Source organism: Pantoea sp. CTOTU46764 (assembly GCF_031974595.1).
Lineage (GTDB): Bacteria > Pseudomonadota > Gammaproteobacteria > Enterobacterales > Enterobacteriaceae > Pantoea > Pantoea trifolii.
Window position 1 is genome coordinate 1 of sequence record NZ_DALYOQ010000047.1, and the last position, 25015, is coordinate 25015.

Annotated in this window: 18 protein-coding genes; 15 read left to right on the forward strand and 3 right to left on the reverse strand. The window is 57.7% G+C overall.

Annotated elements, in window-relative coordinates; all coding sequences use genetic code 11:
- The 6 genes from RTM06_RS15310 to lplT all read left to right on the forward strand — a co-directional run.
- Positions 1-1039: MdtA/MuxA family multidrug efflux RND transporter periplasmic adaptor subunit (locus RTM06_RS15310; RefSeq protein WP_312183318.1), on the forward strand; the 1039-nt coding region annotated here is incomplete at its 5' end.
- Complete coding sequence (locus RTM06_RS15315; protein ID WP_312183320.1) at positions 1036-4179, forward strand: MdtB/MuxB family multidrug efflux RND transporter permease subunit; 3144 nt, start codon at positions 1036-1038, stop codon at positions 4177-4179. The genes RTM06_RS15310 and RTM06_RS15315, both read left to right, overlap by 4 nt.
- Entirely contained in the window at positions 4176-7280 is a 3105-nt protein-coding gene (locus RTM06_RS15320) for an efflux RND transporter permease subunit (protein ID WP_312183323.1), read from the forward strand. The genes RTM06_RS15315 and RTM06_RS15320 overlap by 4 nt, the downstream gene beginning before the upstream one ends.
- On the forward strand, positions 7281-8684 hold the full coding sequence (locus RTM06_RS15325) for an efflux transporter outer membrane subunit (RefSeq protein ID WP_312183325.1): 1404 nt from the start codon (positions 7281-7283) through the stop codon (positions 8682-8684). It begins immediately after the preceding gene.
- A 123-nt stretch (positions 8685-8807) separates the two neighbouring features.
- Entirely contained in the window at positions 8808-10958 is a 2151-nt protein-coding gene (gene aas / locus RTM06_RS15330; RefSeq protein ID WP_312183327.1) for a bifunctional acyl-ACP--phospholipid O-acyltransferase/long-chain-fatty-acid--ACP ligase, read from the forward strand.
- On the forward strand, positions 10955-12145 hold the full coding sequence (gene lplT, locus RTM06_RS15335; RefSeq protein ID WP_312183328.1) for a lysophospholipid transporter LplT: 1191 nt from the start codon (positions 10955-10957) through the stop codon (positions 12143-12145). Before aas ends, lplT begins: the two co-directional genes overlap by 4 nt.
- A gap of 59 nt (positions 12146-12204) precedes the next feature.
- Here lplT and RTM06_RS15340 read toward each other — a convergent pair whose 3' ends face one another.
- The 3 genes from RTM06_RS15340 to mutH form a co-directional block, all read right to left on the reverse strand.
- Entirely contained in the window at positions 12205-13245 is a 1041-nt protein-coding gene (locus RTM06_RS15340; RefSeq protein ID WP_277978214.1) for an NADP(H)-dependent aldo-keto reductase, read from the reverse strand.
- A 144-nt stretch (positions 13246-13389) separates the two neighbouring features.
- The gene (locus RTM06_RS15345; protein WP_007890930.1) at positions 13390-13608 is read right to left on the reverse strand and encodes a YgdI/YgdR family lipoprotein; all 219 of its coding nucleotides are present in this window, start codon (positions 13606-13608) and stop codon (positions 13390-13392) included.
- Positions 13609-13712: 104 nt separating this feature from the next.
- Positions 13713-14399 carry a DNA mismatch repair endonuclease MutH gene (mutH, locus tag RTM06_RS15350; protein ID WP_256697266.1) on the reverse strand — a complete coding sequence of 229 codons (687 nt, stop codon included), beginning with the start codon at positions 14397-14399 and terminating at the stop codon, positions 13713-13715.
- A gap of 682 nt (positions 14400-15081) precedes the next feature.
- Here mutH and rppH point away from each other — a divergent pair.
- The 9 genes from rppH to recC all read left to right on the forward strand — a co-directional run bounded on the left by rppH (position 15082) and on the right by recC (position 24976).
- Positions 15082-15609: an RNA pyrophosphohydrolase gene (gene rppH, locus RTM06_RS15355; RefSeq protein WP_007890933.1), complete on the forward strand. Its 528-nt coding sequence runs from the start codon at positions 15082-15084 to the stop codon at positions 15607-15609.
- Positions 15610-15621: 12 nt separating this feature from the next.
- On the forward strand, positions 15622-17868 hold the full coding sequence (ptsP, locus tag RTM06_RS15360) for a phosphoenolpyruvate--protein phosphotransferase (protein ID WP_312183333.1): 2247 nt from the start codon (positions 15622-15624) through the stop codon (positions 17866-17868).
- A 113-nt stretch (positions 17869-17981) separates the two neighbouring features.
- The gene (gene lgt, locus RTM06_RS15365) at positions 17982-18863 is read left to right on the forward strand and encodes a prolipoprotein diacylglyceryl transferase (protein WP_008109262.1); all 882 of its coding nucleotides are present in this window, start codon (positions 17982-17984) and stop codon (positions 18861-18863) included.
- Positions 18860-19654 (forward strand): thymidylate synthase, encoded by a 795-nt coding sequence (gene thyA, locus RTM06_RS15370; protein ID WP_256697263.1) that lies wholly within the window; start codon positions 18860-18862, stop codon positions 19652-19654. Before lgt ends, thyA begins: the two co-directional genes overlap by 4 nt.
- A gap of 178 nt (positions 19655-19832) precedes the next feature.
- Complete coding sequence (locus RTM06_RS15375; RefSeq protein WP_312183336.1) at positions 19833-20303, forward strand: prepilin peptidase-dependent protein; 471 nt, start codon at positions 19833-19835, stop codon at positions 20301-20303.
- Positions 20294-20833: a prepilin peptidase-dependent protein gene (locus RTM06_RS15380; RefSeq protein ID WP_265299335.1), complete on the forward strand. Its 540-nt coding sequence runs from the start codon at positions 20294-20296 to the stop codon at positions 20831-20833. The genes RTM06_RS15375 and RTM06_RS15380 overlap by 10 nt, the downstream gene beginning before the upstream one ends.
- Positions 20830-21252 (forward strand): DUF2509 family protein, encoded by a 423-nt coding sequence (locus tag RTM06_RS15385; RefSeq protein WP_256697258.1) that lies wholly within the window; start codon positions 20830-20832, stop codon positions 21250-21252. The genes RTM06_RS15380 and RTM06_RS15385 overlap by 4 nt, the downstream gene beginning before the upstream one ends.
- Before the next feature lie 16 nt (positions 21253-21268).
- On the forward strand, positions 21269-21526 hold the full coding sequence (locus RTM06_RS15390; protein WP_312183339.1) for a prepilin-type N-terminal cleavage/methylation domain-containing protein: 258 nt from the start codon (positions 21269-21271) through the stop codon (positions 21524-21526).
- A 69-nt stretch (positions 21527-21595) separates the two neighbouring features.
- Entirely contained in the window at positions 21596-24976 is a 3381-nt protein-coding gene (gene recC, locus RTM06_RS15395; protein WP_312183341.1) for an exodeoxyribonuclease V subunit gamma, read from the forward strand.
- Positions 24977-25015 lie beyond the last annotated feature (39 nt).

Genomic DNA, 25015 nt, shown 5'->3' on the forward strand with positions numbered 1-25015 from the left:
AACGCTGGTGCACAGCGGCGTCGCCACGACTGCCGATGTACCGGAATACCTCAACGCGCTTGGCACGGTGATCCCCAATGCCAGCGTCACCGTCACCAGCCGCGTCGCCGGTCAGCTGGAAAAGGTGTTCTTCACCGAAGGACAGAAAGTCAGCGCCGGACAGCTGCTGGCGCAGATCGATCCGCGCAGCTATCAAGCCACGCTGGCGCAGTATCAGGGCGATCTCAATCAGAATCAGGCGTTGCTGAAAAGCGCGCAGTTAACGCTGGTGCGCTATCAGAAACTGGCGGCGCAGGATTCGCTATCACGCCAGGATCTTGATACGCAAACTGCCACCGTCGGCCAGTACAAAGGCGCGGTCGCCGCCGATGAAGCGCAGATCGCCAGCGCCAAACTGGATATCGACTACGCGCGCATCACTTCGCCGATCAGCGGACGCGTCGGTTTGCGCCTGGTCGATCCCGGCAATATGGTGCAAACCACCGATACCACCGGCATCGTGGTAGTGACGCAGATGCAGCCCGCCGCCGTGACCTTTAGCGTGCCGCAGGGCAACATTCCGCAGCTGACCAACGCGCTGCGCGGCGGGCAAAGTCTGCCCGCCACCGCCTTTGATCAGGACAACAGCCGCGCGCTGGCGCAGGGCGAGGTGAAGTTCATCAGCAACCAGATCGATACCGCGACCGGCACCATTGAGCTGAAAGCCACCTTCCCAAATGAAGACGAATCGCTGTTCGCTAACCAGTTCGTCAATCTGCGGCTGCAAACCAACATCCTGAAAAATGTCACGGTGATCCCGGCGCAGGCGCTGCAGCTGAGCAGCGACGGCAGCTTCGTGTTTGTCATCAACCAAGACAACACCGTGACGCGCAAAGCGGTCACCACCGGGCCAACGTTTGGTGAAGATCAGCAGGCGATCCTCAAAGGGGTGGAACCGGGCGATCGCCTGGTGACCGAAGGCATCGATCGCCTGACCAACGGCAGCAAAGTGCAGCTGGCGGATGAGAGTAAAACCACCGCGACCGCCGAGGCCAAATGAATCCGTCTCGCCTGTTTATCCAGCGTCCGGTCGCCACCATTTTGCTGATGGTCGGCGTGCTGATCGCCGGGATCTTCTCCTACCGTTTTCTCTCCACCTCGGCGCTGCCGCAGGTGGATTACCCGACTATTCAGGTCACCACGCTCTATCCCGGTGCCAGCCCGGATGTGATGGCGTCGTCCGTCACCTCGCCGCTGGAGCGCCAGCTCGGTCAAATGGCCGGTTTGAGTCAGATGACGTCGACCAGTTCAAGCGGATCGTCGATCGTCACGCTGAAGTTCAGCCTCGATCTGTCGCTGGATGTCGCCGAGCAGGAAGTGCAGGCGGCGATCAACGCTGCCAATAATTTGCTGCCGAGCGATCTGCCCAATCCGCCGACCTACAAAAAGGTCAATCCGGCCGATACGGCGGTGATTACGCTGGCGGTCAGTTCCGACACGCTGCCGCTGACGCAGGTGCAGGATCTGGTGAACACGCGCGTGGCGCTCAAGCTGTCGCAGATTAACGGCGTCGGCATGGTGACGCTGGCGGGCGGGCATCAACCGGCGATTCGTGTGCAGATGGACCCGAAAGCGCTGGCGGCGCACAAGCTGTCGCTGGAGGACGTTAACACGCTGATCAGCAACAGCAACGTGAACGGCTCGAAAGGCGGCTTTGACGGCAAATATCACTCGGTCACCATCGACGCCAACGATCAGCTGCGCACCGCCGATGAGTACGGCAATCTGATCATCACTTACCAAAACGGCGCGGCGCTGCGGCTGAAAGATATCGCGCATATTGAGCAGGGACCGGAGAACAGTTTCCAGTCGGCGTGGGCCAACAACAGCCCGGCGATTGTGATCAGCGTGCAGCGCCAGCCCGGTGCCAACGTGATTCAGGTGGTGGACAGCATCAAAGCGCAGCTGCCGAAATTGCAGGCGGCGCTGCCGGACGGCGTGAAGATGAGCATCCTGTCGGACCGTACGCAAACCATTCGCGCCTCCATTAGCGATGTGCAGTTTGAGCTGATGCTGTCGGTGGCGCTGGTGGTGATGGTGACGTTCCTGTTCCTGCGCAACGTGGCGGCGACGCTGATTCCCAGCGTGGCGGTGCCGCTGTCGCTGATTGGCACCTTCGGCGTGATGTATCTGGCCGACTTCAGCCTGAATAACCTGTCGCTGATGGCGCTGACTATCGCCACCGGCTTCGTCATTGACGACGCGATTGTGGTGGTGGAGAACATTTCACGGCGGTTGGAAGAGGGCGAAACGCCGATGCAGGCGGCGCTGAAAGGCTCGCAGCAGATTGGTTTCACCATCATCTCGCTGACCTTTTCGCTGATTGCGGTGCTGATCCCGCTGCTGTTTATGGGCGATGTGGTTGGGCGGCTGTTCCGCGAATTTGCCATCACGCTGGCGGTGTCGATTCTGGTGTCGATGGGGGTGTCATTGACGCTGACACCAATGCTGTGCGCCTATCTGTTGCAGCACATTCCGCCGGAAAAACAGTCGCGCTTCTCGCGTAAAGGCGGCGAACTGTTCGACAAGCTGGTACGCGGCTACGACCGCATGCTGACGGTGGTACTGAACCATCAGAAGCTGACGCTGCTGGTGGCGCTGGCGACCTTTGCGTTCACCGCACTGTTGTATATCGCCATCCCAAAAGGCTTCTTCCCGACGCAGGATACCGGGATGATTCAGGGCGTCACCGTAGCGTCGCAGGATGTGTCGTTTAGCGAGATGTCGAAGCGGCAGCAGGCGCTGGCGAAGGTGATTTTGCAAAATCCGTCGGTGGAGAGTTTGTCCTCAACCATCGGCATTGATGGCAGCAACACCAGCCTGAATAGCGGGCGCATCCAGATCAACCTCAAGCCATTTGGCGATCGCGATGACAAAGCCGATGTGGTGATCAAACAGCTGCAACAGGCGGCGCAGCAGTTGGCTGGCATTCAGCTCTATCTGCAACCGGCGCAGGATTTAACTGTCAACGATCAGGTGTCGCCGAGTCAGTATCAATTCACGCTGGATGATGCCGACAGCGAAAACCTGGTGAGCTGGACGCCGAAGATGGTCGCCGCCTTGCAGCAGCGTCCGGAGTTTAACGGCGTGGTGAGCAACCTGCAGGATCAGGGCCGCGTCGCCTACGTTGAACTCAACCGCGATAAAGCGGCGCGCTACGGCATTACCGCCGCGGACGTTGATACCGCGCTGTACAACAGCTTCGGTCAGCGGCTGGTTTCCACCATCTTTACCCAAGCCAATCAGTATCGCGTGGTGCTGGAAGTGGCGCCGCAATATCAGCAATCGCCTGCCTCGTTTGATGATGTCTATCTGCCGGTGACCAGCACTACAACGTCTTCAACTGATGACGCCACCACCACCACCGGCATGGTGAAGCTCACTGCCATCGCCACCATTCATCAGCGCACCGGTTCACTGATGCACATGCGCCTTAATCAGTTCCCGGCGGTAATGGTGTCGTTCAATCTCAACAGCGGCTACTCGCTGGAAGATGGGCAGAAGGCGATCGCCGAAGTGACGCAGCAGCTCAATCTGCCATCGAGCATCACCTTGCGTTATCAGGGCGAAACCTCGGCGTTCCAGAGCGCCACCGGCAATACGTTGTGGCTGATTCTGGCGGCATTAATCACTATGTACGTGGTGCTCGGCATTCTGTACGAGAGCTTTATTCATCCGGTGACCATTCTCTCGACGCTGCCGTCGGCGGCGGTCGGTGCGCTGTTGACGCTGCTGCTGGCGGGCAGCGAGTTCAGCCTGATCGCGCTGATTGGCGTGATCTTGCTGATCGGTATCGTCAAGAAGAACGCGATCATGATGATCGACTTCGCGCTGGAGGCGGAAAACACGCAGCACATGAGCGCGCGGGACGCGATTCATCAGGCGTGTTTGCTGCGCTTCCGCCCGATTCTGATGACCACCATGGCGGCACTGCTGGGTGCGCTGCCGCTGATGCTTGCGTCCGGTTCCGGTGCCGAGCTGCGTCAGCCGCTGGGGCTGGTGATTGTCGGCGGTTTGATTGTCAGCCAGGTGCTAACGCTGTTCTCCACGCCGGTGATTTACCTGTGGTTTGATGGCATTGCGCAGCGCGGCAAGCGCTACATGCAGCGCAAGCAGCAGCAGGCGCGAGGTGAGCGATGAACCTCACCCGGCTGTTTATCTTCCGCCCGGTTGCCACGCTACTGCTGACGCTGGCGATCCTGCTGCTGGGCGCGTTGGGCTATCGGCTGCTGCCGGTGGCACCGCTGCCGCAGGTGGATTTCCCCACCATCATGGTGAGCGCCAGCCTGGCCGGTGCCAGCCCGGAAACCATGGCGGCCACCGTCGCCACGCCGCTGGAGCGTTCGCTGGGGCAAATCGCCGGTGTCACCGAGATGACCTCGAGCAGTTCGCAGGGATCGACCAGCGTGATTTTGCAGTTTGATCTCGATCGTGACATCAACGGCGCGGCGCGTGACGTGCAGGCGGCGATCAACGCCGCGCGCAGTTTGCTGCCGAGCGCGATGGAGTCGCTGCCGACCTATCGCAAGGCCAATCCATCGGATGCGCCGATTGTGATGCTGGCGCTGACTTCCGCCACGCGCACGCCGGGCGAACTCTACGATCTGGCTGAAAGCAAAATCGAGCAGGCGATGGGCCAGGTGAAAGGCGTGGGCGAAGTGTCGCTGATGGGCAGCGCCTTACCGGCGGTGCGTATCGATCTGCAGCCGCTGAAGCTGACCCAGTACGGCATTTCGCTGGATACGGTGCGCAGCGCCATCGCCAACAGCACCACCAATAAGCCGAAAGGCATTTTGCAGGGCAGCAGCCAGTCGTGGGTGGTGGACAGCAACGGCCAGCTGGATAAAGCCGCGCAGTATCAGGATCTGATCGTCACCTATAAAGCGGGCAAAGCGGTGCGGCTGCATGATGTGGCGACCGTTTATGATTCGGTGGAAGATCAGTATCAGGCCGGTTTCCTCAACGCTATGCCATCGGTGATGGTGGGTATTAAGCGCCAGGCCGGTGCCAATATGCTCGACACCATTGATGCCATCAAAGCACAGCTACCGGCGCTGGAAAAAGATCTGCCCGCCGATACGCAACTCAAAGTGGTGGTGGATCGCTCGCCGACGGTGCGCGCTTCGCTGTACGACACCGAAGAGACGCTGCTGGTGGCGATGCTGCTGGTGATCGGCGTGGTGTTTGTGTTTCTGCGCAATGTGCAGGCGGTGATTATCCCGGCGCTGGCGCTGCCGGTCTCGCTGATTGGCACCTGCGCGGTGATGTATCTGCTGGGTTACAGCCTCGATAATCTGTCGCTGATGGCGCTGATTATCGCTACTGGCTTTGTCGTCGATGACGCGATTGTGGTGCTGGAAAACATCACGCGCCATATCGAAGAAGGGCTCAGTCCGCTGCGTGCGGCGCTGCGTGGCGCGCAGGAAGTGAGTTTTACCGTGCTGTCGATGACTATGTCGCTGATTGCGGTGTTTATCCCGATTCTGCTGATGGGCAGCATCGTCGGACGCTTGTTCCGCGAATTTGCCGTCACGCTGACGGTATCGCTGCTGATCTCGATGTTTGTCTCGCTGAGCCTGACGCCGATGCTGTGCGCACGTTTACTCAAGCCGAAAGCCAAAGTCACTCAACGCCCGCATCCGCTGTATCAGTTTATCGAAAACCAACTTAACGCGTTGCTGGCGGCTTACTCGCGCGGCTTGGCTTGGGTGATGGCGCATCAAAAGCTGACGATGTTCAGCCTGGTGCTGACCGTATTGCTCAATCTGTTCCTGTTTTCCGTGGTGCAGAAAGGCTTTTTCCCCAATCAGGATACCGGCTTGCTGATGGGCGCGCTGCGCGCTGACCAGAACATCTCCTTCCAGGCGATGAAGCCGAAAATGCTGCAGTTCACCAAAATCATCCAGTCCGATCCGGCGGTGGATAGCGTGATGTCGTCGATGGGCAGCGGCATGTTCGGCTCGCGTAACAGCGCCAACTTCTTTGTGCGCCTCAAGGATTTTGACAAGCGCGATGCCACCGCTACCGAAGTGGCCAACCGCCTGAGTATGAAAACCCGCCATATCGCTGGTGCGCAGATGTTCCTGATGGCGGCGCAGGATCTGCATATCGGCGGGCGCAGCGCCAATGCTACCTATCAATACAGTTTACAGGCCGACGATCTCGATCTGCTGCGCACATGGACGCCAAAAGTGCAGGCGGCGCTGGCGGCGATCCCGCAATTGAATAGCGTCGATTCTGATGCGCAAACCGGCGGTCAGGAAGTGGTGATCAACATCGATCGCGACCGCGCCAAACGGTTTGGCGTGAACGTGCAGATGCTCGACACAATGCTGAATAACGCCTTCAGCCAGCGCCAGGTCGCCACGCTCTATCACACGCTCAATCAGTATCATGTGGTGATGTCGCTGCAGGATAGCTACACGCGCGATCCGGCGATTTTGCAGCAGCTGTATGTGATTAACGACAGTGGCGATCGCGTGCCGCTCGCCGCGTTCGCCAGCTTTAAAGGCGGCAACGCGCCACTGTCGGTGGCGCATCAGGGCCAATCCGCCACCAGCACCGTGGCGTTTAACCTCAACGATGGCGTGTCGCTGGAGCAGGCGCAGGCGCTGATTAAGCAGGCGATGGCGCAGCTCGGTTTACCCTCCACCCTTCAGGCCGGTTTTGCCGGCACCGCCGCCGCGTTCGCCCAGCTTACCGCCACCATGCCGTGGCTGATTATCGCGGCGCTGGCGGCGGTGTATATCGTGCTCGGCGTGCTGTATGAGAGTTACATCCATCCGATCACTATTCTTTCGACGCTGCCGTCGGCGGGCGTGGGCGCGCTGCTGTTGCTGCTGCTCACCAACACGCAGCTGACGGTGATCGCGCTGATCGGCATCATCCTGCTGATCGGTATCGTGAAAAAGAACGCCATCATGATGATCGACTTTGCGATTCACGCCGAGCGCAGTCAAGGCATGACGCCGCAGCAGGCGATCACTCAAGCCTGTTTGATGCGTTTTAGGCCGATCATGATGACCACGCTGGCGGCGTTTTTCGGCGCGCTGCCGCTGGCGCTGGGCAGCGGTGGCGATGCCGACTTACGTAGCCCGCTCGGGCTGGCGATTGCCGGTGGTTTGGCGCTGAGCCAGCTGCTGACGCTGTTTACTACGCCGGTGGTTTATCTCTGGCTTGATCGTTTGAGCCGCGCCACGCAACGTCAGTGGCTGCGGTTGCGTCATGTGGAATCCCGATAGATGAAAATGTCCCTGAAAATAACGCCGTTGCTCACCGTGATGCTGCTGGCGGGCTGCGCGGTTGGCCCTGATTATCAGCGCCCAACGATGGCGATGCCGAACCATTTCAAAGAAGCCAAAGGCTGGACGCAGGCGACGCCGCAGGATGCCAACAGCAAAGGGGATTGGTGGCAGGTGTATCACGATGCCACGCTGGATAGCCTGCTGAAGCAGGTGAGCATCTCCAATCAGAACGTCGCCACTTATGCCGCGCAGTACCGCGAAGCGCAGGCGCTGGCCGGGCAATCACGCGCGGTGTTGTTGCCGTCGGTGGGCTACGATGCCAGTAGCACGCGCAGCGGCAGCCGCGCCAGCGCTACCGGACAACGCAGCGTCAGCAACAGTCATGCCGCCGAACTAAGCGCCAGCTGGGAGCTGGATTTGTGGGGCAAACTGCGGCGCACGCTGGAGGAGAACAACGCCAGCGCCGAAGCCAGCAAGGCCGAGCTGGCGAATATCACCTTGAGCGCGCAGTCCGAACTGGCGCAGGACTATTTCCAACTGCGCATCATCGACGAGAAAATCGCGCTCTATCAGCGCAGTATCGATGCTTATCAGCGCTATTTAACCGTGATTCAAAATAAATACGCGGCGGGCAGCGAATCGCGCGCCACCTTAGCGCAGGCGCAGATGCAGCTGGAGAGCGCCCGCGCCTCAGCGCAGGATTATCAGTGGCAGCGTGCACAGATGGAGCACGCGATTGCGCTGCTGCTGGGCCGCGCACCGGCGGATTTCTCCTTGCCGGTGGCGAAGCTGGATGCGGCAATGCCCGCGATACCGAACAGCGTGCCGTCGCAGCTGTTGCAGCGCCGTCCCGATATCGCCTATGCCGAGCGCAACGTGGCGGCGGCAAATGCGGCGGTTGGCGTGGCGATTGCCGGTTACTATCCTGATCTGACGCTGAGCGCCAGCGGCGGCGTGAGTTCATCGGCGATCAACAGTTTGTTCTCGCTGCCTAATCGCGTCTGGTCTTTGGGGCCGGAACTGAGCGGCACGCTGTTAGATTTCGGTGCCACCTCAGCGAAAGTGGAACAGGCGCGCGCCGCCTATGATGCCAGCGTCGCCAGCTATCGCCAGTCGGTGCTGACGGGCATGGGGGAAGTGGAAGATTATCTGGTGCAGCTGAACACCTTGCAGGGCGAAATCGCCTCGCAGCAGGCGGCCACCGACGCAGCGCAGGAATCGGCACGCGTGACGCGCAATCAGTATGACGCCGGGATGATCGACTATCTCGACGTCGCCACCACAGAAAACAGCAGCCTGAGTGCGCAGCAGAGTTTGCTGTCGCTGCAGAGCACGCAGTGGGTGAGCAGCGTCGGTCTTATCGCGGCGCTGGGCGGCGGCTGGCAGGAGGATGCGCGGTAAAACCAGGTCGCCATGAATGGCGGCTCTACAACCGCAATTGCGTTTAAATCACCACGCCACTTGTCGAAAATCCCCAGATCCTGCATCGTAAGAGCCATTTTTTACGACTGCTAAGGAGCTGGCATGCTACTGACTTTTTTCCGTTTCCTGTTCCGCCTGCTGTGGCGTGTGGAATTGCGCGGCGACCTCACGGCACTGCACAAAGAGAAAGTGCTGATCACCCCCAACCATATGTCATTTCTCGATGGCGTATTGGTGGCGCTGTTTCTGCCGATCAAACCGGTGTTCGCGGTCTATTCGTCGATCAGCGATCAATGGTTTATGCGTCTGCTGAAGCCGATCATCGACTTTGTTCCGCTCGATCCCACCAAGCCGATGTCGATCAAACATCTGGTGCGCATGATCAATCAGGGCCGTCCGGTGGTGATCTTCCCGGAAGGACGCATCACCGTGACCGGATCGCTGATGAAGATCTACAGCGGCGCGGGCTTTGTGGCGGCGAAATCCGGTGCCACCGTGGTGCCGATGCGTATCGAAGGCGCGGAATATACACCATTTGGTCGTCTGGCGGGCGTGTTTAAACGCCGCCTGTTCCCACGCATCACCTTAACGGTGCTGCCGCCAACGGTAATCCCGATGCCTGAGGCTAAGCGCGCGCGCGATCGCCGCACGCTGGCGGGCGAGCACTTGCACCATGTGATGATGGAAGCCCGCATGGCGGTGCGTCCGCGTGAAACGCTGTTCGAGGCTTTCCTCAATGCGCGTCAGCGTTATGGCGCGATGAAGCCGTGCATCGAAGACATCAACTTCAAGCCGGATAGCTACACCGGTTTGCTCAAGAAGGCGCTTGGCGTGGGCCGCATTCTGGAGCGCTACAGCCAGCAAGGTGAATACGTCGGTCTGCTGCTGCCGAACGCCACGGTGACGGCGGCGGCGATTCTCGGTGCTTCGCTGCGCGGCCGCATTCCGGCGATGCTCAACTACACCGCAGGTGTGAATGGCATGCGTGCGGCGTTGACCGCATCGCAGGTGAAAACTGTCTTTACCTCGCGGCAGTTCCTCGAAAAAGGCAACCTGTGGCACTTGCCGCAGGGACTGACCGAAGTGCAGTGGATCTATCTGGAAGATCTGAAAGATACCGTTACGCTGCAGGACAAGTTGTGGATTGTGGCGCATCTGCTGATGCCGCGCCGTGCGCAGGTGGCGCAGCACCCGGAAGATGCAGCGATGGTGCTGTTTACCTCCGGTTCGGAAGGCAATCCTAAAGGCGTGGTGCATTCGCATAAAAGCCTGCTGGCCAACGTTGAGCAGATTCGTACCGTGGCGGATTTCACCCCGCGCGATCGCTTTATGTCGGCGCTGCCGCTGTTCCATGCTTTCGGTTTAACCGTTGGCCTGTTTACCCCGTTGCTGACCGGTGCGCAGGTGTTTCTCTATCCGAGCCCGCTGCATTACCGCATCGTGCCGGAGCTGGTTTACGACCGTAACTGCACCGTGCTGTTTGGTACTTCAACCTTCCTCGGTAACTACGCGCGTTTCGCCAGCCCTTACGATTTTGCGCGTCTGCGTTATGTGGTGGCAGGCGCGGAAAAACTGCAGGAAGCGACACGTCAGATCTACATGGAGAAATACGGCATCCGTATTCTCGAAGGCTACGGCGTGACGGAGTGTGCGCCGGTGGTGGCGATCAACGTGCCGATGGCGGCGAAAAATCACACTGTCGGCCGCATTCTGCCGGGCATGGATTCGCGTCTGATTTCGGTGCCGGGCATTGAGCAGGGCGGTCGCCTGCAGCTGCGCGGTCCGAACGTGATGAACGGGTATCTGCGCGTGGAGAATCCGGGCGTGCTGGAAGTGCCGGTTGCCGATAACGGCGAAGGCGAGATGGAAGCGGGCTGGTACGATACCGGCGATATCGTCAGCTTTGATGAAGGCGGCTTCTGCCAGATTCAGGGCCGTGCGAAACGCTTTGCCAAAATTGCCGGTGAGATGGTGTCGCTGGAGATTGTGGAGCAGATTGCGCTGAAAGCCTCCAACGAGAAGCAGCATGCGGCATCGCTGCGTCCGGACGGTAATCGGGGTGAAGCTTTGGTGCTGTTTACTACCGACAGCGAACTGGGGCGCGATACTTTGCTGAAAGCGGCGCGTGAAATTGGCGCACCAGACCTGGCGGTGCCGCGCGATATTCGCGTGATGAAACAGCTGCCGATGCTGGGCAGCGGCAAACCGGACTATGTCAGCCTCAAGCAGCTGGCGGAACAGGAGCAGGCATGAGCCAGGCGTTAAATAACGATGCACCGCTAATGTCACGCAACATGCTGGCGGTGATTGTGGCGCAGTTCTTCTCAGCATTTGGCGACAACGCGCTGTTGTTCGTAACGCTGGCGGTGCTGAAAAACCAGTTCTATCCGGACTGGAGCCAGCCGATCCTGCAAATGCTGTTTGTCGCCACTTACATTCTGCTCGCGCCGTTCGTTGGGCAGATGGCGGATAGCTTCGCCAAAGGTCGGGTGATGATGTTCGCCAACAGCCTCAAGCTGCTGGGCGCGCTGACCATCTGCTTCGGCTTCAATCCGTTCCTTGGCTACACGCTGGTGGGGATTGGCGCGGCATCCTATTCGCCGGCCAAGTACGGCATCCTGACGGAGATCACCAGCGGTGAACGCCTGGTCAAAGCCAACGGCTTGATGGAAGGTTCGACCATTGCAGCGATTCTGCTGGGTTCGGTGGCGGGCGGGATGCTGGCGGACTGGAACCTGGTCGCCGCGCTGGTGGTGTGTGCCATGACCTATGCGATGGCGGTGGTGGCGAACATCTTTATTCCGCGCCTGACGGCGGCGCGTCCGGGCCAGAGTTGGCATTTTGCTGCCATGCTGCGCAGTTTCGTCGCGGCCACGAAGCTGCTGTGGCGTAACGGCGAAACGCGTTTCTCGCTGCTCGGCACCAGCTTATTCTGGGGCGCGGGCGTGACGCTGCGTTTCCTGCTAGTGCTGTGGGTGCCGGTGGCGCTGGGCATCAGCGACAACAAAACCCCGACCACGCTGAATGCGATGGTGGCGATTGGCATCGTGATGGGCGCGGCAGCGGCGGCAAAACTGGTGACGCTGCAAACCGTGCGTCGCTGCATGCCTGCCGGTGTGCTGATTGGCGTGATGGTGGTGGTGTTCGCATTGCAAACCAGCTTGTTGAATGCCTATCTGGTGCTGATGCTGATTGGTGCGCTGGGCGGTTTCTTTGTGGTGCCGCTGAATGCGCTGCTGCAGGAGCGCGGCAAGGCGTCCGTGGGTTCAGGCAACGCGATTGCGGTGCAGAATCTCGGTGAAAATACCGCGATGCTGCTGATGCTGGGATTGTATACCGTGGCGATTAAGTTGGGCGCGCCTGCGGTGGCGACCGGCGTTGGATTCGGCGCGATTTTCGCCGTGGCGATTGCGGTGTTGTGGTGGAAAGGGCGGCGGTAGATTGGGCGGTGGATTGTGCGGTAATTGATAAGGTCGCCATGAATGGCGACCCTACGGTTTTACGGGGCCGGATAGGTAAACTGGCGATGAATCGCTTCCAGTTCCTCTAACACATCGGCGTTCAGCGTCAGATTGAAACTCTCAACGTTAATCTTCAGCTGCTCCAGCGTGGTGGCGCCCAGCAAGGTGCTGGCGACAAACGGCTGTTGACGCACATAGGCCAGCGCCATCTGCGACGGATCCATATTGTGCTTCTGCGCCAGCGCAACATAGGCAGCAATCGCCTGATTGGACTGATCGCCGCTGTAACGGGTGAAGCGGCTAAACAGCGTATTGCGCGCACCGGCGGGTTTTGCACCGTTCAGGTATTTACCGCTCAAGGTACCAAACGCCAGGCTGGAATACGCCAGCAGTTCGACGCCTTCATGCTGGCTGATCTCGGCCAAACCGACTTCAAAGCTGCGGTTCAGCAGGCTGTACGGGTTCTGGATGGTGACGATACGCGGCAGCTCATGCTTTTCAGCCAGCTGCAGGTAACGCATCACGCCCCACGCGGTTTCGTTCGACACGCCAATGTAGCGAATCTTACCGGCGCGCACCTGTTCGGTCAGCGCTTCCAGCGTTTCCAGCAGCGTCACCGGCACGCTGGAATCGGTGTATTGATAACCCAGCTTGCCGAAATAGTTGGTCTGACGCTGCGGCCAGTGCAGCTGATAAAGATCGAGATAATCGGTGTTCAGGCGTTTCAGGCTGGCATCCAGCGCTTCGCGGATGTTTTTGCGATCCAGCGCCTGGTTCGGGCGAATCGACGCATCCGCGCCGCGTACCGGACCGGCCACTTTGCTGGCGAGGATGATTTTGTCACGGCTGCCGCGCTTCTTCAGCCAGCTACCAATGTATTGTTCGGTTAATCCCTGAGTTTCCGGGCGCGGCGGCACCGGATACATTTCTGCGGTATCAATCAGGTTAATACCACTGCTAACCGCGTAATCAAGCTGTGCGTGGGCGTCGGCTTCGCTGTTCTGCTCACCAAACGTCATGGTTCCAAGCCCCAGCTGACTCACTTCCAGCGTGCTATGGGGAATACGGTGATAGTGCATGTGCCGGCATCCTTTTTTCATTATGAAAGGGAATGTTGTGTCCTTTGGGACTATAGCGTGTGAAGCGGCGCGGAAGGAAGAGGGGAAAGTTCGGGAAATCGCCTGCACAAAGGGAAAACGCGTGCAGGCAGGGCAATTTGGCACTTAACGCTCAATGATGGTTGAAACCTCATCACCATTGATCTGCATCTGATGGCCTTTCTCATCGGTGTACTGTACCAATCCGGTCTCTTTATCGATGGCGGGTTTGCCATCTGTCATGATCATGCGGCCATCTTTGGTCGCCATGACGTAATCACTGCTACAACCGCTCAGTAACACGGCAACCAACGCTAAACCTACTGCACTCACCAACCCTTTCATTCTTATCTCCTTCTCGCGACTTCAACAGCAAAAGTGTAGTAATAAATGCTTTCGTCGTTAGGAGTAATCGCATCATTCCTAAAATTATCGGCAGCAATATGCATTTACAGTAAAAAATGTCGCGCCAAAAGCGGACCGGTGAAGCTTTTCTTCAGATAAAAGCCGCGCGGCAGCGTCATGATTGGCTCACCGTGTTCGCCGATAGCTTCGGTCAACGCTTTGCTATTGGCGGCTTTAGGGCGGATTTGCAGCCAGGCACCGTGACGTGCGGTGATGCGCTCCACCTGGCCGAGCACAATCATATCCATCAACTCTTCCCAGTCTTCGCGCAGCTGTTGCTCCTCTTCTTCACTCGGATGCCACAGCAGCGGCGAACCGACACGGCGCTCGGCCAAAGGCAAGGTACGATCGCCTTCGATCGGGATCCACAACACTCGCGCCAGTTTGTGTCGCACATGGCTGGTTTGCCAGGTCACGCCGCTATTGCCAGTTAATGGCGCGACGCACACGAAGGTGGTTTCCAGCGGTTTGCCCTGGGCATCCACCGGAATGGTTTTCAGCTCAATGCCGAGATGGGCGAAATCCTGCTCGGCTTTGCTGCCGGCGCTGGCGCCCAAATGCAGCTCTAACAGCATGCCAACCCAGCCTTTGTCGCGTTTCAAATCCGCCGGGATCGGCAGGTTAATCTGCGCCGCCAGCGCGGCAAAGGTCTGTCCCGCTAGCTGTTGTGCACGCTGCAGTAATTCCGCTTCGTTTTCAGGTGGCGACGGTAATAAGGGTGAGGAGTGCATGCTAAAACTCACATTGGTTGAAGAGTGAACAGTAAACGCGGGCCGGGTTTGTCCACATGGCAGTTAGTAAAATAACTGTGATAATAGCATGATTCAGCATGCTTTTTTATTCCAATGGAATGAGGACAGCCGATGATATGGCCAGGTTATCCCAGCTTGTTATCGACAATGAACAGGTGTTGAACCTGGTTATCCACAGAAAAGTGGGGTAACACCCCTTTGCTCCTACCCCTGTTTCCATTTACAGCCTTGACTTTCGTGTTTTGAACGCTTTTTTTCCTTTCTTTGACCAGGTTTAGGGCATTCTCTGTGGATAAAAACGCCGGTGATGGATCTTTAACCGATCGAAAAAACCGAGCGGAGGATAACCGTTGATCCTGATCGTGATTTAACGGTTAATAAGTTTTATCTCAATGAAAGATATCGTATTTGTCGCCGTTATCATGCTCGGTGATGAGATTTATCCGAAGTGGTTATTCAACTCATTCCCGTGTTCTGCACAAAGCTATCCACAGAAAACGTGAATAAGATCGCCGATAAATGGGGGTGTCTGTTTATAACTTGGCTAATCTCTGTGAGTTATCCTGTTTTTATTCCGCCTGCGGCCCGCTATCCAGTGGTTTACCGCCTGTAAGGAGTGTGAAACAATCAGGCTATTCAAATTTAGCTTTGAGGTAGTCCAGTGATCGATGATGATGGCTACCGCCCGAATGTTGGTATCGTAATCTGTAACAGGCAAGGACAAGTGTTGTGGGCCAGGCGCTTTGGACAGCACTCCTGGCAATTTCCTCAGGGAGGCATCAATCCGGGTGAAACTGCTGAACAGGCGATGTATCGCGAACTGTTCGAAGAAGTGGGTTTACACCGCAAAGATGTTCGAATACTTGCTTCAACCCGAAACTGGTTACGCTACAAGTTGCCAAAACGTTTGGTGCGTTGGGACACAAAGCCGGTGTGTATCGGCCAGAAACAAAAGTGGTTTCTTCTGCAGTTGATGTGTAGTGACGCGGAAATCAATGTGCAGCACAGCAGCACGCCGGAGTTTGATGGTTGGCGCTGGGTTAGCTTCTGGTATCCGGTACGTCAGGTGGTCTCTTTCAAGCGCGATGTTTATCGCCGCGTAATGAAAGAATTCGCGGGCGTAGTGATGTCTATGCAGGAGAGTGCGGGGCAGCGGAATAACGCCGCCCAACGACGTAAAAGAGGATAGGCCACGCCCTTTATGCTCACTCAGTTACGCGAAATTGTAGAGAAAGTGGCGAGTGCTCCACGTCTGAATGAAGCACTCGACATTCTGGTAAACGAAATTTGCCTTGCGATGGAAACCGAGGTTTGCTCGGTTTATCTCGCCGATCACGATCGTCGTTGCTACTACCTGATGGCGACACGCGGGCTAAAAAAGCCGCGTGGTCGTACGGTCACGCTGGCGTTTGATGAAGGCATTGTTGGCCTTGTTGGACGCTTAGCTGAGCCGATCAACCTCGCCGACGCGCAAAGCCATCCCAGCTTCAAATACATTCCTTCTGTTAAAGAGGAGCGCTTTCGCTCCTTCCTCGGCGTCCCGATCATCAGCCGTCGCCAGCTGCTTGGCGTGCTGGTTATCCAGCAGCGCGAACACCGTCAGTTTGATGAAAGCGAAGAGTCTTTCCTCGTCACGCTCGCCACGCAAATGGCGGGCTTGCTGTCGCAGTCGCAGCTCGGTCAACTGTTCGGTCAATTCCGTCAGACGCGGGTAAAAGCCATTGCTGCGGCGCCTGGCGTGGCGGTTGCGCCCGGTTGGGTGGATGAAACTCAACCGCTGCTCGACCAGGTTTCTGCTGCGTCCACGCTCGACGTGCAGCGTGAACGCGAGCGTCTGGTGCTGGCGATGGGCGAAGCCGGCAACGAATTCCGCCGCTTCAGTAAACGCTTTGCTGCCAGCGTGCAGAAAGAGAGCGCGGCGATCTTCGATCTCTATTCGCACCTGCTTACCGATGCGCGCCTGAAAAAAGATCTGTTTGATGAGATCGAGCGCGGATCGGTAGCCGAGTGGGCAGTGAAAACGGTGATCGAGAAGTTCGCCGAGCAGTTCGCCAACCTGCAGGATCAATATTTACGCGAGCGCGCCGGCGATCTGCGCGTGCTCGGTCAGCGTCTGCTGTTCCACCTCGATGATTCACTGGTCGGCACCAATGCCTGGCCGGAACGCTTCGTGTTAGTCGCCGATGAACTCACCGCCACCACGCTGGCGGAATTGCCGCAGGAACGTCTGGCGGGCGTGGTGGTGCGCGACGGCGCGGCCAACTCGCATGCGGCGATTTTGACGCGCGCGATGGGCATCCCCACCGTAATGGGCGCGGATATCCTGCCGGCGCAGCTCAACAAACGCTTGCTGATTGTTGATGGCTATCGCGGCGAAGTGCTGATCGATCCGGAACCGGTGCTGGTGCAGGAGTATCAGCGTTTGATCAGCGAAGAGAACGCGCTGAGCAAAATGGCCGAAGGCGTGGTCGAGCAGCCCGGCGAGCTGAAAAGCGGTGAGCGCATTCAGGTGATGCTGAATGCCGGTCTCAGCGCGGAACACGAGCAGGCACTGGATAACTGGGTAGATGGCATCGGTCTGTACCGCACCGAAATTCCGTTCATGCTGCACAACGGCTTCCCGTCCGAAGAGGAGCAGGTGGCGCAGTATCAGGGCATGCTGCAGCTTTTCTACGACAAGCCGGTGACGCTGCGTACGCTGGATGTCGGCGCGGATAAACAGCTGCCGTATATGCCAATCAGCGAGGAGAATCCGTGCCTTGGCTGGCGTGGCATTCGTTTAACGCTCGATCAGCCTGAAATCTTCCTGGTACAGGTGCGCGCCATGCTGCGTGCCAACGTGGCGTCTGGCAACTTAAGCATTTTGCTGCCGATGATCAGCCATATCGATGAGATCGATGATGCGCGTCGTCTGATCGATCGCGCTGGCCGCGAAGTGGAAGAGATGCTCGGCTATGTGATTCCTAAGCCGCGCATTGGCATCATGATTGAAGTGCCGTCGATGCTGTTTATGATCCCGCATCTGGCGGATCGCGTGGATTTTGTCTCCGTCGGTACCAACGATTTGACGCAATATTTGCTGGCGGTCGATCGTAACAACACGCGCGTGGCGAACCTGTATGATTCGCTGCATCCGGCGATGCTGCGGGCGCTGCACACCATCGCCAGCGAAGCCCGCCAGGCCAAACTGGAGCTCTGCTTGTGTGGTGAAATGGCCGGCGATCCCATGTGTGTCGCGCTGTTAGTGGGCATGGGATATCACCATCTCAGCATGAACGGCAAGAATGTACCGCGTGTGAAATATCTGCTGCGTCATCTCGACTTTGAAGAGGCGCAGAAGCTTAGCGAGCATGGGCTGGCTGCGCATACCGCCTCGGAAGTGCGCCATCTGGTCTCTACCTTTATGGAGCGCCGTGGTTTAGGCGGTTTAATTCGCGGCGGGCGTTAACGGTTACATCTTCGCGACCTGTGTTAAACGTGGCTGTGCTATTATGCGCGGCCTTTTATTATGTGAACCCTTAGCCAGACCCGTTTCAGGGCAGAAAAAAACAGTGGTGAAAGATGACTGACGGCTACATTTCGTTTCCCCAATTCGATCCGGTAATTTTCTCTATCGGACCGGTTTCGCTTCACTGGTACGGCTTGATGTATCTGGTGGGCTTTGTATTTGCCATGTGGCTGGCGACGCGACGCGCCAACAAACCTGGCAGCGGCTGGAAAAAAGAGGAAGTGGAAAACCTGCTGTATGCGGGCTTCCTCGGCGTATTCCTCGGTGGACGTATCGGCTATGTGTTGTTCTACAACCTGCCGCTGTTCCTGGAAAATCCGCTGTATCTGTTTAAGGTCTGGGATGGCGGCATGTCGTTCCACGGCGGCCTGATTGGTGTGATTGTGGTGATGCTGATCTTCGCACGCCGCACCAAGCGTACTTTCTTCCAGGTGGCGGATTTCATTGCACCGCTGATCCCGTTTGGTTTGGGTGCCGGTCGTCTCGGTAACTTCATCAATGGCGAACTGTGGGGCCGCGTGGCGCCCGATTTCAAATACGCGATGTTGTTCCCGGGTTCACGCAGCGAAGATATCGCGCTGGCGGCCAACAATCCGCAGTACCAGGAGTTGCTGAACACCTACGGCGTACTGCCGCGTCATGCGTCACAGCTGTATGAGCTGTGCCTCGAAGGTATCGTGCTGTTCATCATTCTCAACCTGTTTATCCGCAAGCCGCGCCCAATGGGCAGCGTCTCGGGCCTGTTCCTGATTGGCTACGGCGCATTCCGCATTATCGTGGAGTTCTTCCGTCAGCCGGATGCGCAGCTTGGCCTGTTTGAAGGCGGCGTCAGCATGGGACAGATTTTGTCGATCCCAATGATTCTGGCCGGTGTGATTATGATGATCTGGGCGTATCGTCGTCGCCCGCAGCAACAAACTCGTGAGGTAAAATGAAACAGTATCTGGACTTAATGCAACATGTGCTGAATGAAGGCGCAGAAAAGGCCGACCGTACCGGCACCGGCACGCTCTCGATCTTTGGCCACCAGATGCGTTTCAATTTGCAGGACGGTTTTCCGCTGGTCACCACCAAGAAAGTGCACCTGCGCTCGATCATTCATGAGCTGCTGTGGTTCCTGAAAGGTGAGACCAACATCGGTTACCTGAAAGAGAACAAGGTCACCATCTGGGACGAATGGGCAGATGATAATGGCGATCTTGGTCCGGTGTATGGCAAGCAGTGGCGCAGCTGGGGCAGCGCGTCGGGCGAAGAGATTGATCAAATCAGTAAAGTGATTGAGCAGTTGAAGCGTGACCCGGATTCGCGCCGCATCATCGTCTCGGCGTGGAACGTGGGCGAGCTGGATCAAATGGCGCTGGCACCTTGCCACGCCTTCTTCCAGTTCTACGTGGCGAACGGCAAGCTCTCTTGCCAGCTGTATCAGCGTTCGTGCGATATCTTCCTTGGTCTGCCATTCAATATCGCCAGCTACGCGCTGCTGGTGCATATGGTGGCGCAGCAGTGCGATCTCGAAGTGGGCGATTTTGTCTGGACCGGCGGCGATACCCATCTGTACAGCAACCATTTAGAGCAAGCACGCCTGCAGTTGACGCGCGAACCGCGTCCGTTGCCGAAGCTGGTGATCAAGCGTAAACCAGCCTCTATCTTCGATTATCAGTTCGATGATTTCGAGATTGAAGGTTACGATCCGCATCCCGCGATTAAAGCGCCAGTCGCAATTTAACGGCACTCTCGTAGGGTCGCCATTCATGGCGACCTCTACTCAACCGCACCTCAATCCTGAATCCGCCTCACAAAACGCTGTATCCCACTGCACACCTCAACCGATTCCCTGCGCAACTTTTCCCAACACTGATTTCCCTCGCTTGTTCAGCCTCATGCTGCTGGGCACATTACCCGCCATGAACAGAAACGATAACCACGGCTTCACTTTGCCCGAACTGCTATTGGTGATGGTGATCGCCGGCATACTTAGCGTTGGCGCGCTGCAAGGTTGGCAGCGATGGCAGCAATATCAACAGCTGCGCGACAGCGTACTGCAACTGCAGGGATTTCTGCTGCGCCTGCGCGCCCATGCTAACTGGCACAACCGCGATCTCACGCTGTGGCTACAAAGCGGTGAAAACGGTTGTCTGGGCGCGGGAGCCAAACCGGCAGAAGGCTGCGCATTGCCCTCGCGCTGGTTATTTAAACCACCGCACGACAGCGTGCGCCTTGTCGCCATCACCGGCGACGTCGGTTTTTACGGACGGCGTGATGTTGCGCGTCCTGGCAGCATCGATCTCGCCAGTGCGGCGGGGCGCTGGCGCTTAATCATCTCCGCCAGAGCGCGCATCCGCGCCTGTCAGCCGGGAGAAAAAGGATGCGAATAGCGCAACGCGGATTCAGCCTGCTGGAGATGCTGATTGCCATGGCGATAGGCGCGGTACTGATGATCAGCGTCGGGCGATTTTTACCGCTGCTGCTGGAGCAGAATCTGCGCCTGCAACAGCGCGTGCAGTTACAGCAGGAGCTGCAGCAGATCGTCAATACGTTGCAAAAAGCGCTGCGCCGAGCCGGCTATTGTCACGGCCAGTGCAGCGGTTCGGCGCTAACGATTGCCGCCAGCGGCAGTTGCGTTTTACTGCGCTGGGATGAGAACAGCAACGGGCGCTGGGAAGGTGTGGGCCACAGCGAAAGTGACTATTACGGCTATCGGCTGCGCAGCGGACAGCTTGAAATGCAGCGTGGCGTGGATGAGTGCAACAGCAGCGGTTGGGAGAAACTCTCCGATCCGGCGTTTCTCACCATCGATACCTTCAAGCTTGAGCGGCAGGGAACGCGTCTGGTGCTGCAACTGGCGGGACACGCTGACAGCCAAAGCGTAGAACTGGAAAACTGGATTGAAGGAATCAATCTGTGAAGCAGCGCGGCAATAGCACGCTGGGCATGGTGCTGATGATGTTACTGATGGGCGGATTGACGCTACACGCCACGCGAACGCAGCTTTCGCAAAGCATGGTATTAGTGGCTGACGAGCAACTGCACGGCCAGGATTTCTGGCAGGCGCAGGCGGCGTTAGAGTGGGGCAGCGTGCAAAACTGGCCGCAGGCCACCGGCTGGCAATGTCAGCAATGGACAGCAGAGCAGTGGCAAAGCTGCCTGCTACGGATGGAGGATGACAATGCGTTGTTATCGGGACATGGAGAAGGGCGCGCGCTGTGGCTCTATCGTTGGGTATCAATCCCCAACACGCAACCACAGCGGCAAGCGCATGGCTGGATCGATTACTGCCCGCTGTCGCAGCCGGCGCTGTGCCAGCCAGAAGCAGCAGGGCTTTAGCCTCGCAGAAACACTGGTGGCGATGCTGTTGTTGGCGATGACCATCAGCACCTTGCTGCAATATCATCGCGCGCTGGCGCTGGGTTTTAGCCAGCAGTGGCAGCAGCGACAGGCGTGGCGTGTTGCCGGTCAGGCGTTGCTTGGACGTGAGATTGAGGGATGGCAGAATCAGCGCCAGCAGCAGAGCCTGGCGGGCGGCTGCATGCTGGAACGCATTACGGTTACGGGTCCACAGCAGCGTTCCGCCTCACTGGCGCAGCTCAATTGCCACTAGCGGTAGGCATCGCAGGTGATAAACGGTAGAGTGGCTCGGCTGCGTTGTTGTCTTGTGTTTAGGAGAAATATGTTCCGGGTCTATCACTCAAATCAGCTTAATTTGTTGAAAGAAATCACGGAAACGCTGATTAAAAGTAAACCGCTGACTGATCCACTCGCTTCAGAGCAAGTATTGGTACAAAGCCCGGGCATGGCGCAGTGGCTGCAAATGGAACTAGCGAGCGATTTTGGTATTGCCGCTAATATTGAGTTTCCATTGCCCGCCAGTTTTATCTGGAACATGTTCGTCAAGGTGTTGCCTGATATTCCTGAAGAGAGCGCCTTTACCAAAGCCAGCATGAGCTGGAAGCTGATGCATCGCTTGCCAACTTTGCTGGAGCAGGATGCATTCCAGCCGCTGCGTCACTACCTCAATGACGACGACGACAAACGCAAGCTGTATCAGCTCAGCGCCCGCGTTGCTGACCTGTTTGACCAATATCTGGTGTATCGCTCGGACTGGCTTAACAGTTGGGAGCGCGGAGAGCTAATTGATGGCTTGGGTGAATCGCAGCATTGGCAGGCGCCGCTGTGGCGGGATTTGGTTAAGTTTACCGAGAGCCTGGGCCAACCGATGTGGCATCGCGCCAATCTCTATGCACGCTTTATCCAAAAGCTGGAACAGGCGCAAACGCCGCCGCCGGGTTTGCCGCAACGCGTATTTATTTGCGGTATTTCCGCGTTGCCGCCGGTCTATCTGCAGGCGCTGGAAGCGCTGGGTCGGCACATTGATATTCATCTGTTATTCACCAATCCCTGCCGCGAGTATTGGGGCGATATTCAGGACTATGCTTTCCTCGCTAAGCTGCAAAGCCGTAAACGTTCACGCATTTATTCTGACGAAACTCGTCCGTTATTTAGCGATCCGAAGACAGCCCCTGCGCTGTTTAACGATCTTGGTGAACAGCAACTGACGAATCCATTGCTGGCATCATGGGGTAAATTGGGGCGAGATAATCTCTTTTTACTCAGCCAGATGGATTCAGCAGATTATGACTTTGAGTACTTTGAAGAAGTCCCTCAAGACAATCTGCTGCACAGCTTGCAAGCGGATCTGCTCAATCTGGACGATAGAGCGGTCATTGGCCTTAATGCGGGAGAATTGGCGAACAGCGCCGAGAAACGCCTGCTTGATCCGGAAGATAGCTCGATCACGCTGCAGGTGTGCCACAGCGCCCAGCGTGAAGTTGAAGTGCTGCAGGATCATCTGCTCACGCTGATGGAAGCCCATCCTGAACTCAAGCCACGCGACATCATCGTGATGGTGGCGGATATCGACAGCTACGCCCCTTTTATTCAGGCCGCTTTTGCCAGCGCGCCGAGCGAACGCTATTTGCCGTTCGCCATTTCCGACCGCCGCGCCAGTCAGGCGCATCCGGCGATTCTGGCGCTGCTCAGCTTGCTGTCGCTGCCTGAAAGTCGCTTTGCCTCCGAAGATGTGCTGGCGCTGCTTGAGGTTCCCGCGCTGGCACAGCGCTTCTCGGTAGATGAAAGCGGGCTGCGACTACTGCGCCGTTGGGTGATGGAGTCCGGCATTCGCTGGGGATTGGATGATGCCAGCGTAGAAGCGCTGGCGCTGCCGGTAACCGGACAACACACCTGGCGCTTTGGCCTGCAGCGCATGCTGCTCGGCTATGCGCTGGAGAGCCGCAATGGCGACTGGCAAGGGATTCTGCCTTATGACGAATCCAGTGGTTTGATCGCTGAACTGGCGGGTCATCTGGCTGAACTGCTATCGCGACTGGAAGAGTGGCGTGCGCGTCTGGCAGAAGAACGCACGCTGGCAGAGTGGCAGCCGCTGTGCCGTGAGCTGATTGAGTGCTTCTTTAGCGGAGACGCCGAAAGTGAAGCCGCGCTACTGCTGGTGGAAACGCAGTGGAAACAGATTATTGAACAGGGCATGCAGGCGGCGTATCAACAGCCAATTCCGGTTACGCTGCTGCGTGATGAGCTGCGTTCACGCCTCGATCAACAGCGCATCAGCCAACGTTTTCTCGCTGGACCCATCAACTTCTGTACGCTGATGCCGATGCGTTCCATTCCCTTCAAAGTCGTGTGTTTGCTGGGCATGAACGATGGCGTCTATCCGCGCACCTTAGCGCCGCTTGGTTTCGACCTGATGCAGCAACAGATGCGCAAAGGCGACCGCAGCCGCCGCGACGATGACCGCTATCTGTTCCTCGAAGCGCTGATCTCGGCGCAGCAGCAGCTCTATATCAGCTACATTGGCCGGGCGATTCAGGACAACACGGAGCGCTATCCATCGGTATTAGTGAGCGAGCTGGTGGATTATCTGGGACAAAGCTTCCGTCTGCCGGAGGATGAAGCACTTGAACCCGATATCAGTGAGCAACGCGTGCGCGACCATCTGCAAAAGCTGCACAGCCGCATGCCGTTTGCCGCAGAGAACTTCCAACCGGGCGCACCCGGGCAAAGCTTTGCTGCGGAGTGGCTGCCAGCGGCCAGCGGCAGCGGCGTGGCACAGCCGGATTTTGTACAGCCTTTGCCGCCTGCACCGTTAGAAACCTTGTCGCTGGAGCAACTGCTGCGCTTCTGGCGTCATCCGGTGCGCGCATGGTTCCAGCAGCGCTTGGGTGTGGCTTTCTGGATGGAAGAGAGCGAACTGCCCGACAGCGAACCGTTCGCGCCTGATAGCCTCGAACGCTACCAAATCAACGCCCAATTACTGAATACGCTGGTCAACGGTGACGATCCGGCGCAACTGTATGCGCGCCATCGCGCGGCAGGCAATCTGCCTTACGGCGCGTTCGGGGAACTTTTCTGGCAGAGCCAGACCGAAGAGATGCTGGAAGTGGCAGTCGAGGTGAGCGGTCAACGCCAGCCCGCCGAAAGTTGGGAAATCAATCTGGCGCTCGGCGCAGTGCAATTGACGGGCTGGCTAACGCAGGTGCAAGCTGATGGCCTGCTGCGCTGGCGTCCGGGCGTGCTGAACATGAATGATGGTCTGCTGTTATGGCTGGAACATCTGGTGTATTGCGCATTGGGCGGCAGCGGTGAAAGCCGCATGTACGGTCGTAAACAGAGTCACTGGCGCTTCGCGGCGCTGCCTGCTGAACAGGCGCTGTCGCTGCTGAATGAGTATGTTGTGGGTTATCAGGCTGGATTAGTCCAGCCGCTGATGCTGCTGAATAAATCCGGCGGCGCCTGGCTGGAAGCCAGCTTTGACAGTAAGTCGCAGCAGTTGCTGGAGGACGAAGCAACGCAGAAAAAGGCACTTAACAAATTGCTGCAAGCCTGGCAGGGTGGTTTCCAGGTGGAAGGCGAGGGCAGCGATCCCTATCTGCAGCGCCTGAGTCGCTCATTGGATGATGATGCCGTGCAGGCGATAACTGCCGCCGCACGCCAATGGTATTTGCCGGTGCGCCTGGCGCATCAAAATGATGAATAGCAAGGGAATACGGCCTCGTTTGAGGTTGTTCCTGACAAG

Bases quoted from the DNA above. Each gene is read 5' to 3' on its own strand.
- RTM06_RS15315 (WP_312183320.1), top strand. From the start codon at position 1,036: ATGAATCCGTCTCGCCTGTTTATCCAGCGTCCGGTCGCCACCATTTTG.
- RTM06_RS15320 (WP_312183323.1), top strand. From the start codon at position 4,176: ATGAACCTCACCCGGCTGTTTATCTTCCGCCCGGTTGCCACGCTACTG.
- RTM06_RS15325 (WP_312183325.1), top strand. From the start codon at position 7,281: ATGAAAATGTCCCTGAAAATAACGCCGTTGCTCACCGTGATGCTGCTG.
- aas (WP_312183327.1), top strand. From the start codon at position 8,808: ATGCTACTGACTTTTTTCCGTTTCCTGTTCCGCCTGCTGTGGCGTGTG.
- lplT (WP_312183328.1), top strand. From the start codon at position 10,955: ATGAGCCAGGCGTTAAATAACGATGCACCGCTAATGTCACGCAACATG.
- RTM06_RS15340 (WP_277978214.1), bottom strand. From the start codon at position 13,245: ATGCACTATCACCGTATTCCCCATAGCACGCTGGAAGTGAGTCAGCTG.
- RTM06_RS15345 (WP_007890930.1), bottom strand. From the start codon at position 13,608: ATGAAAGGGTTGGTGAGTGCAGTAGGTTTAGCGTTGGTTGCCGTGTTA.
- mutH (WP_256697266.1), bottom strand. From the start codon at position 14,399: ATGCACTCCTCACCCTTATTACCGTCGCCACCTGAAAACGAAGCGGAA.
- ptsP (WP_312183333.1), top strand. From the start codon at position 15,622: ATGCTCACTCAGTTACGCGAAATTGTAGAGAAAGTGGCGAGTGCTCCA.
- lgt (WP_008109262.1), top strand. From the start codon at position 17,982: ATGACTGACGGCTACATTTCGTTTCCCCAATTCGATCCGGTAATTTTC.
- thyA (WP_256697263.1), top strand. From the start codon at position 18,860: ATGAAACAGTATCTGGACTTAATGCAACATGTGCTGAATGAAGGCGCA.
- RTM06_RS15375 (WP_312183336.1), top strand. From the start codon at position 19,833: ATGAACAGAAACGATAACCACGGCTTCACTTTGCCCGAACTGCTATTG.
- RTM06_RS15380 (WP_265299335.1), top strand. From the start codon at position 20,294: ATGCGAATAGCGCAACGCGGATTCAGCCTGCTGGAGATGCTGATTGCC.
- recC (WP_312183341.1), top strand. From the start codon at position 21,596: ATGTTCCGGGTCTATCACTCAAATCAGCTTAATTTGTTGAAAGAAATC.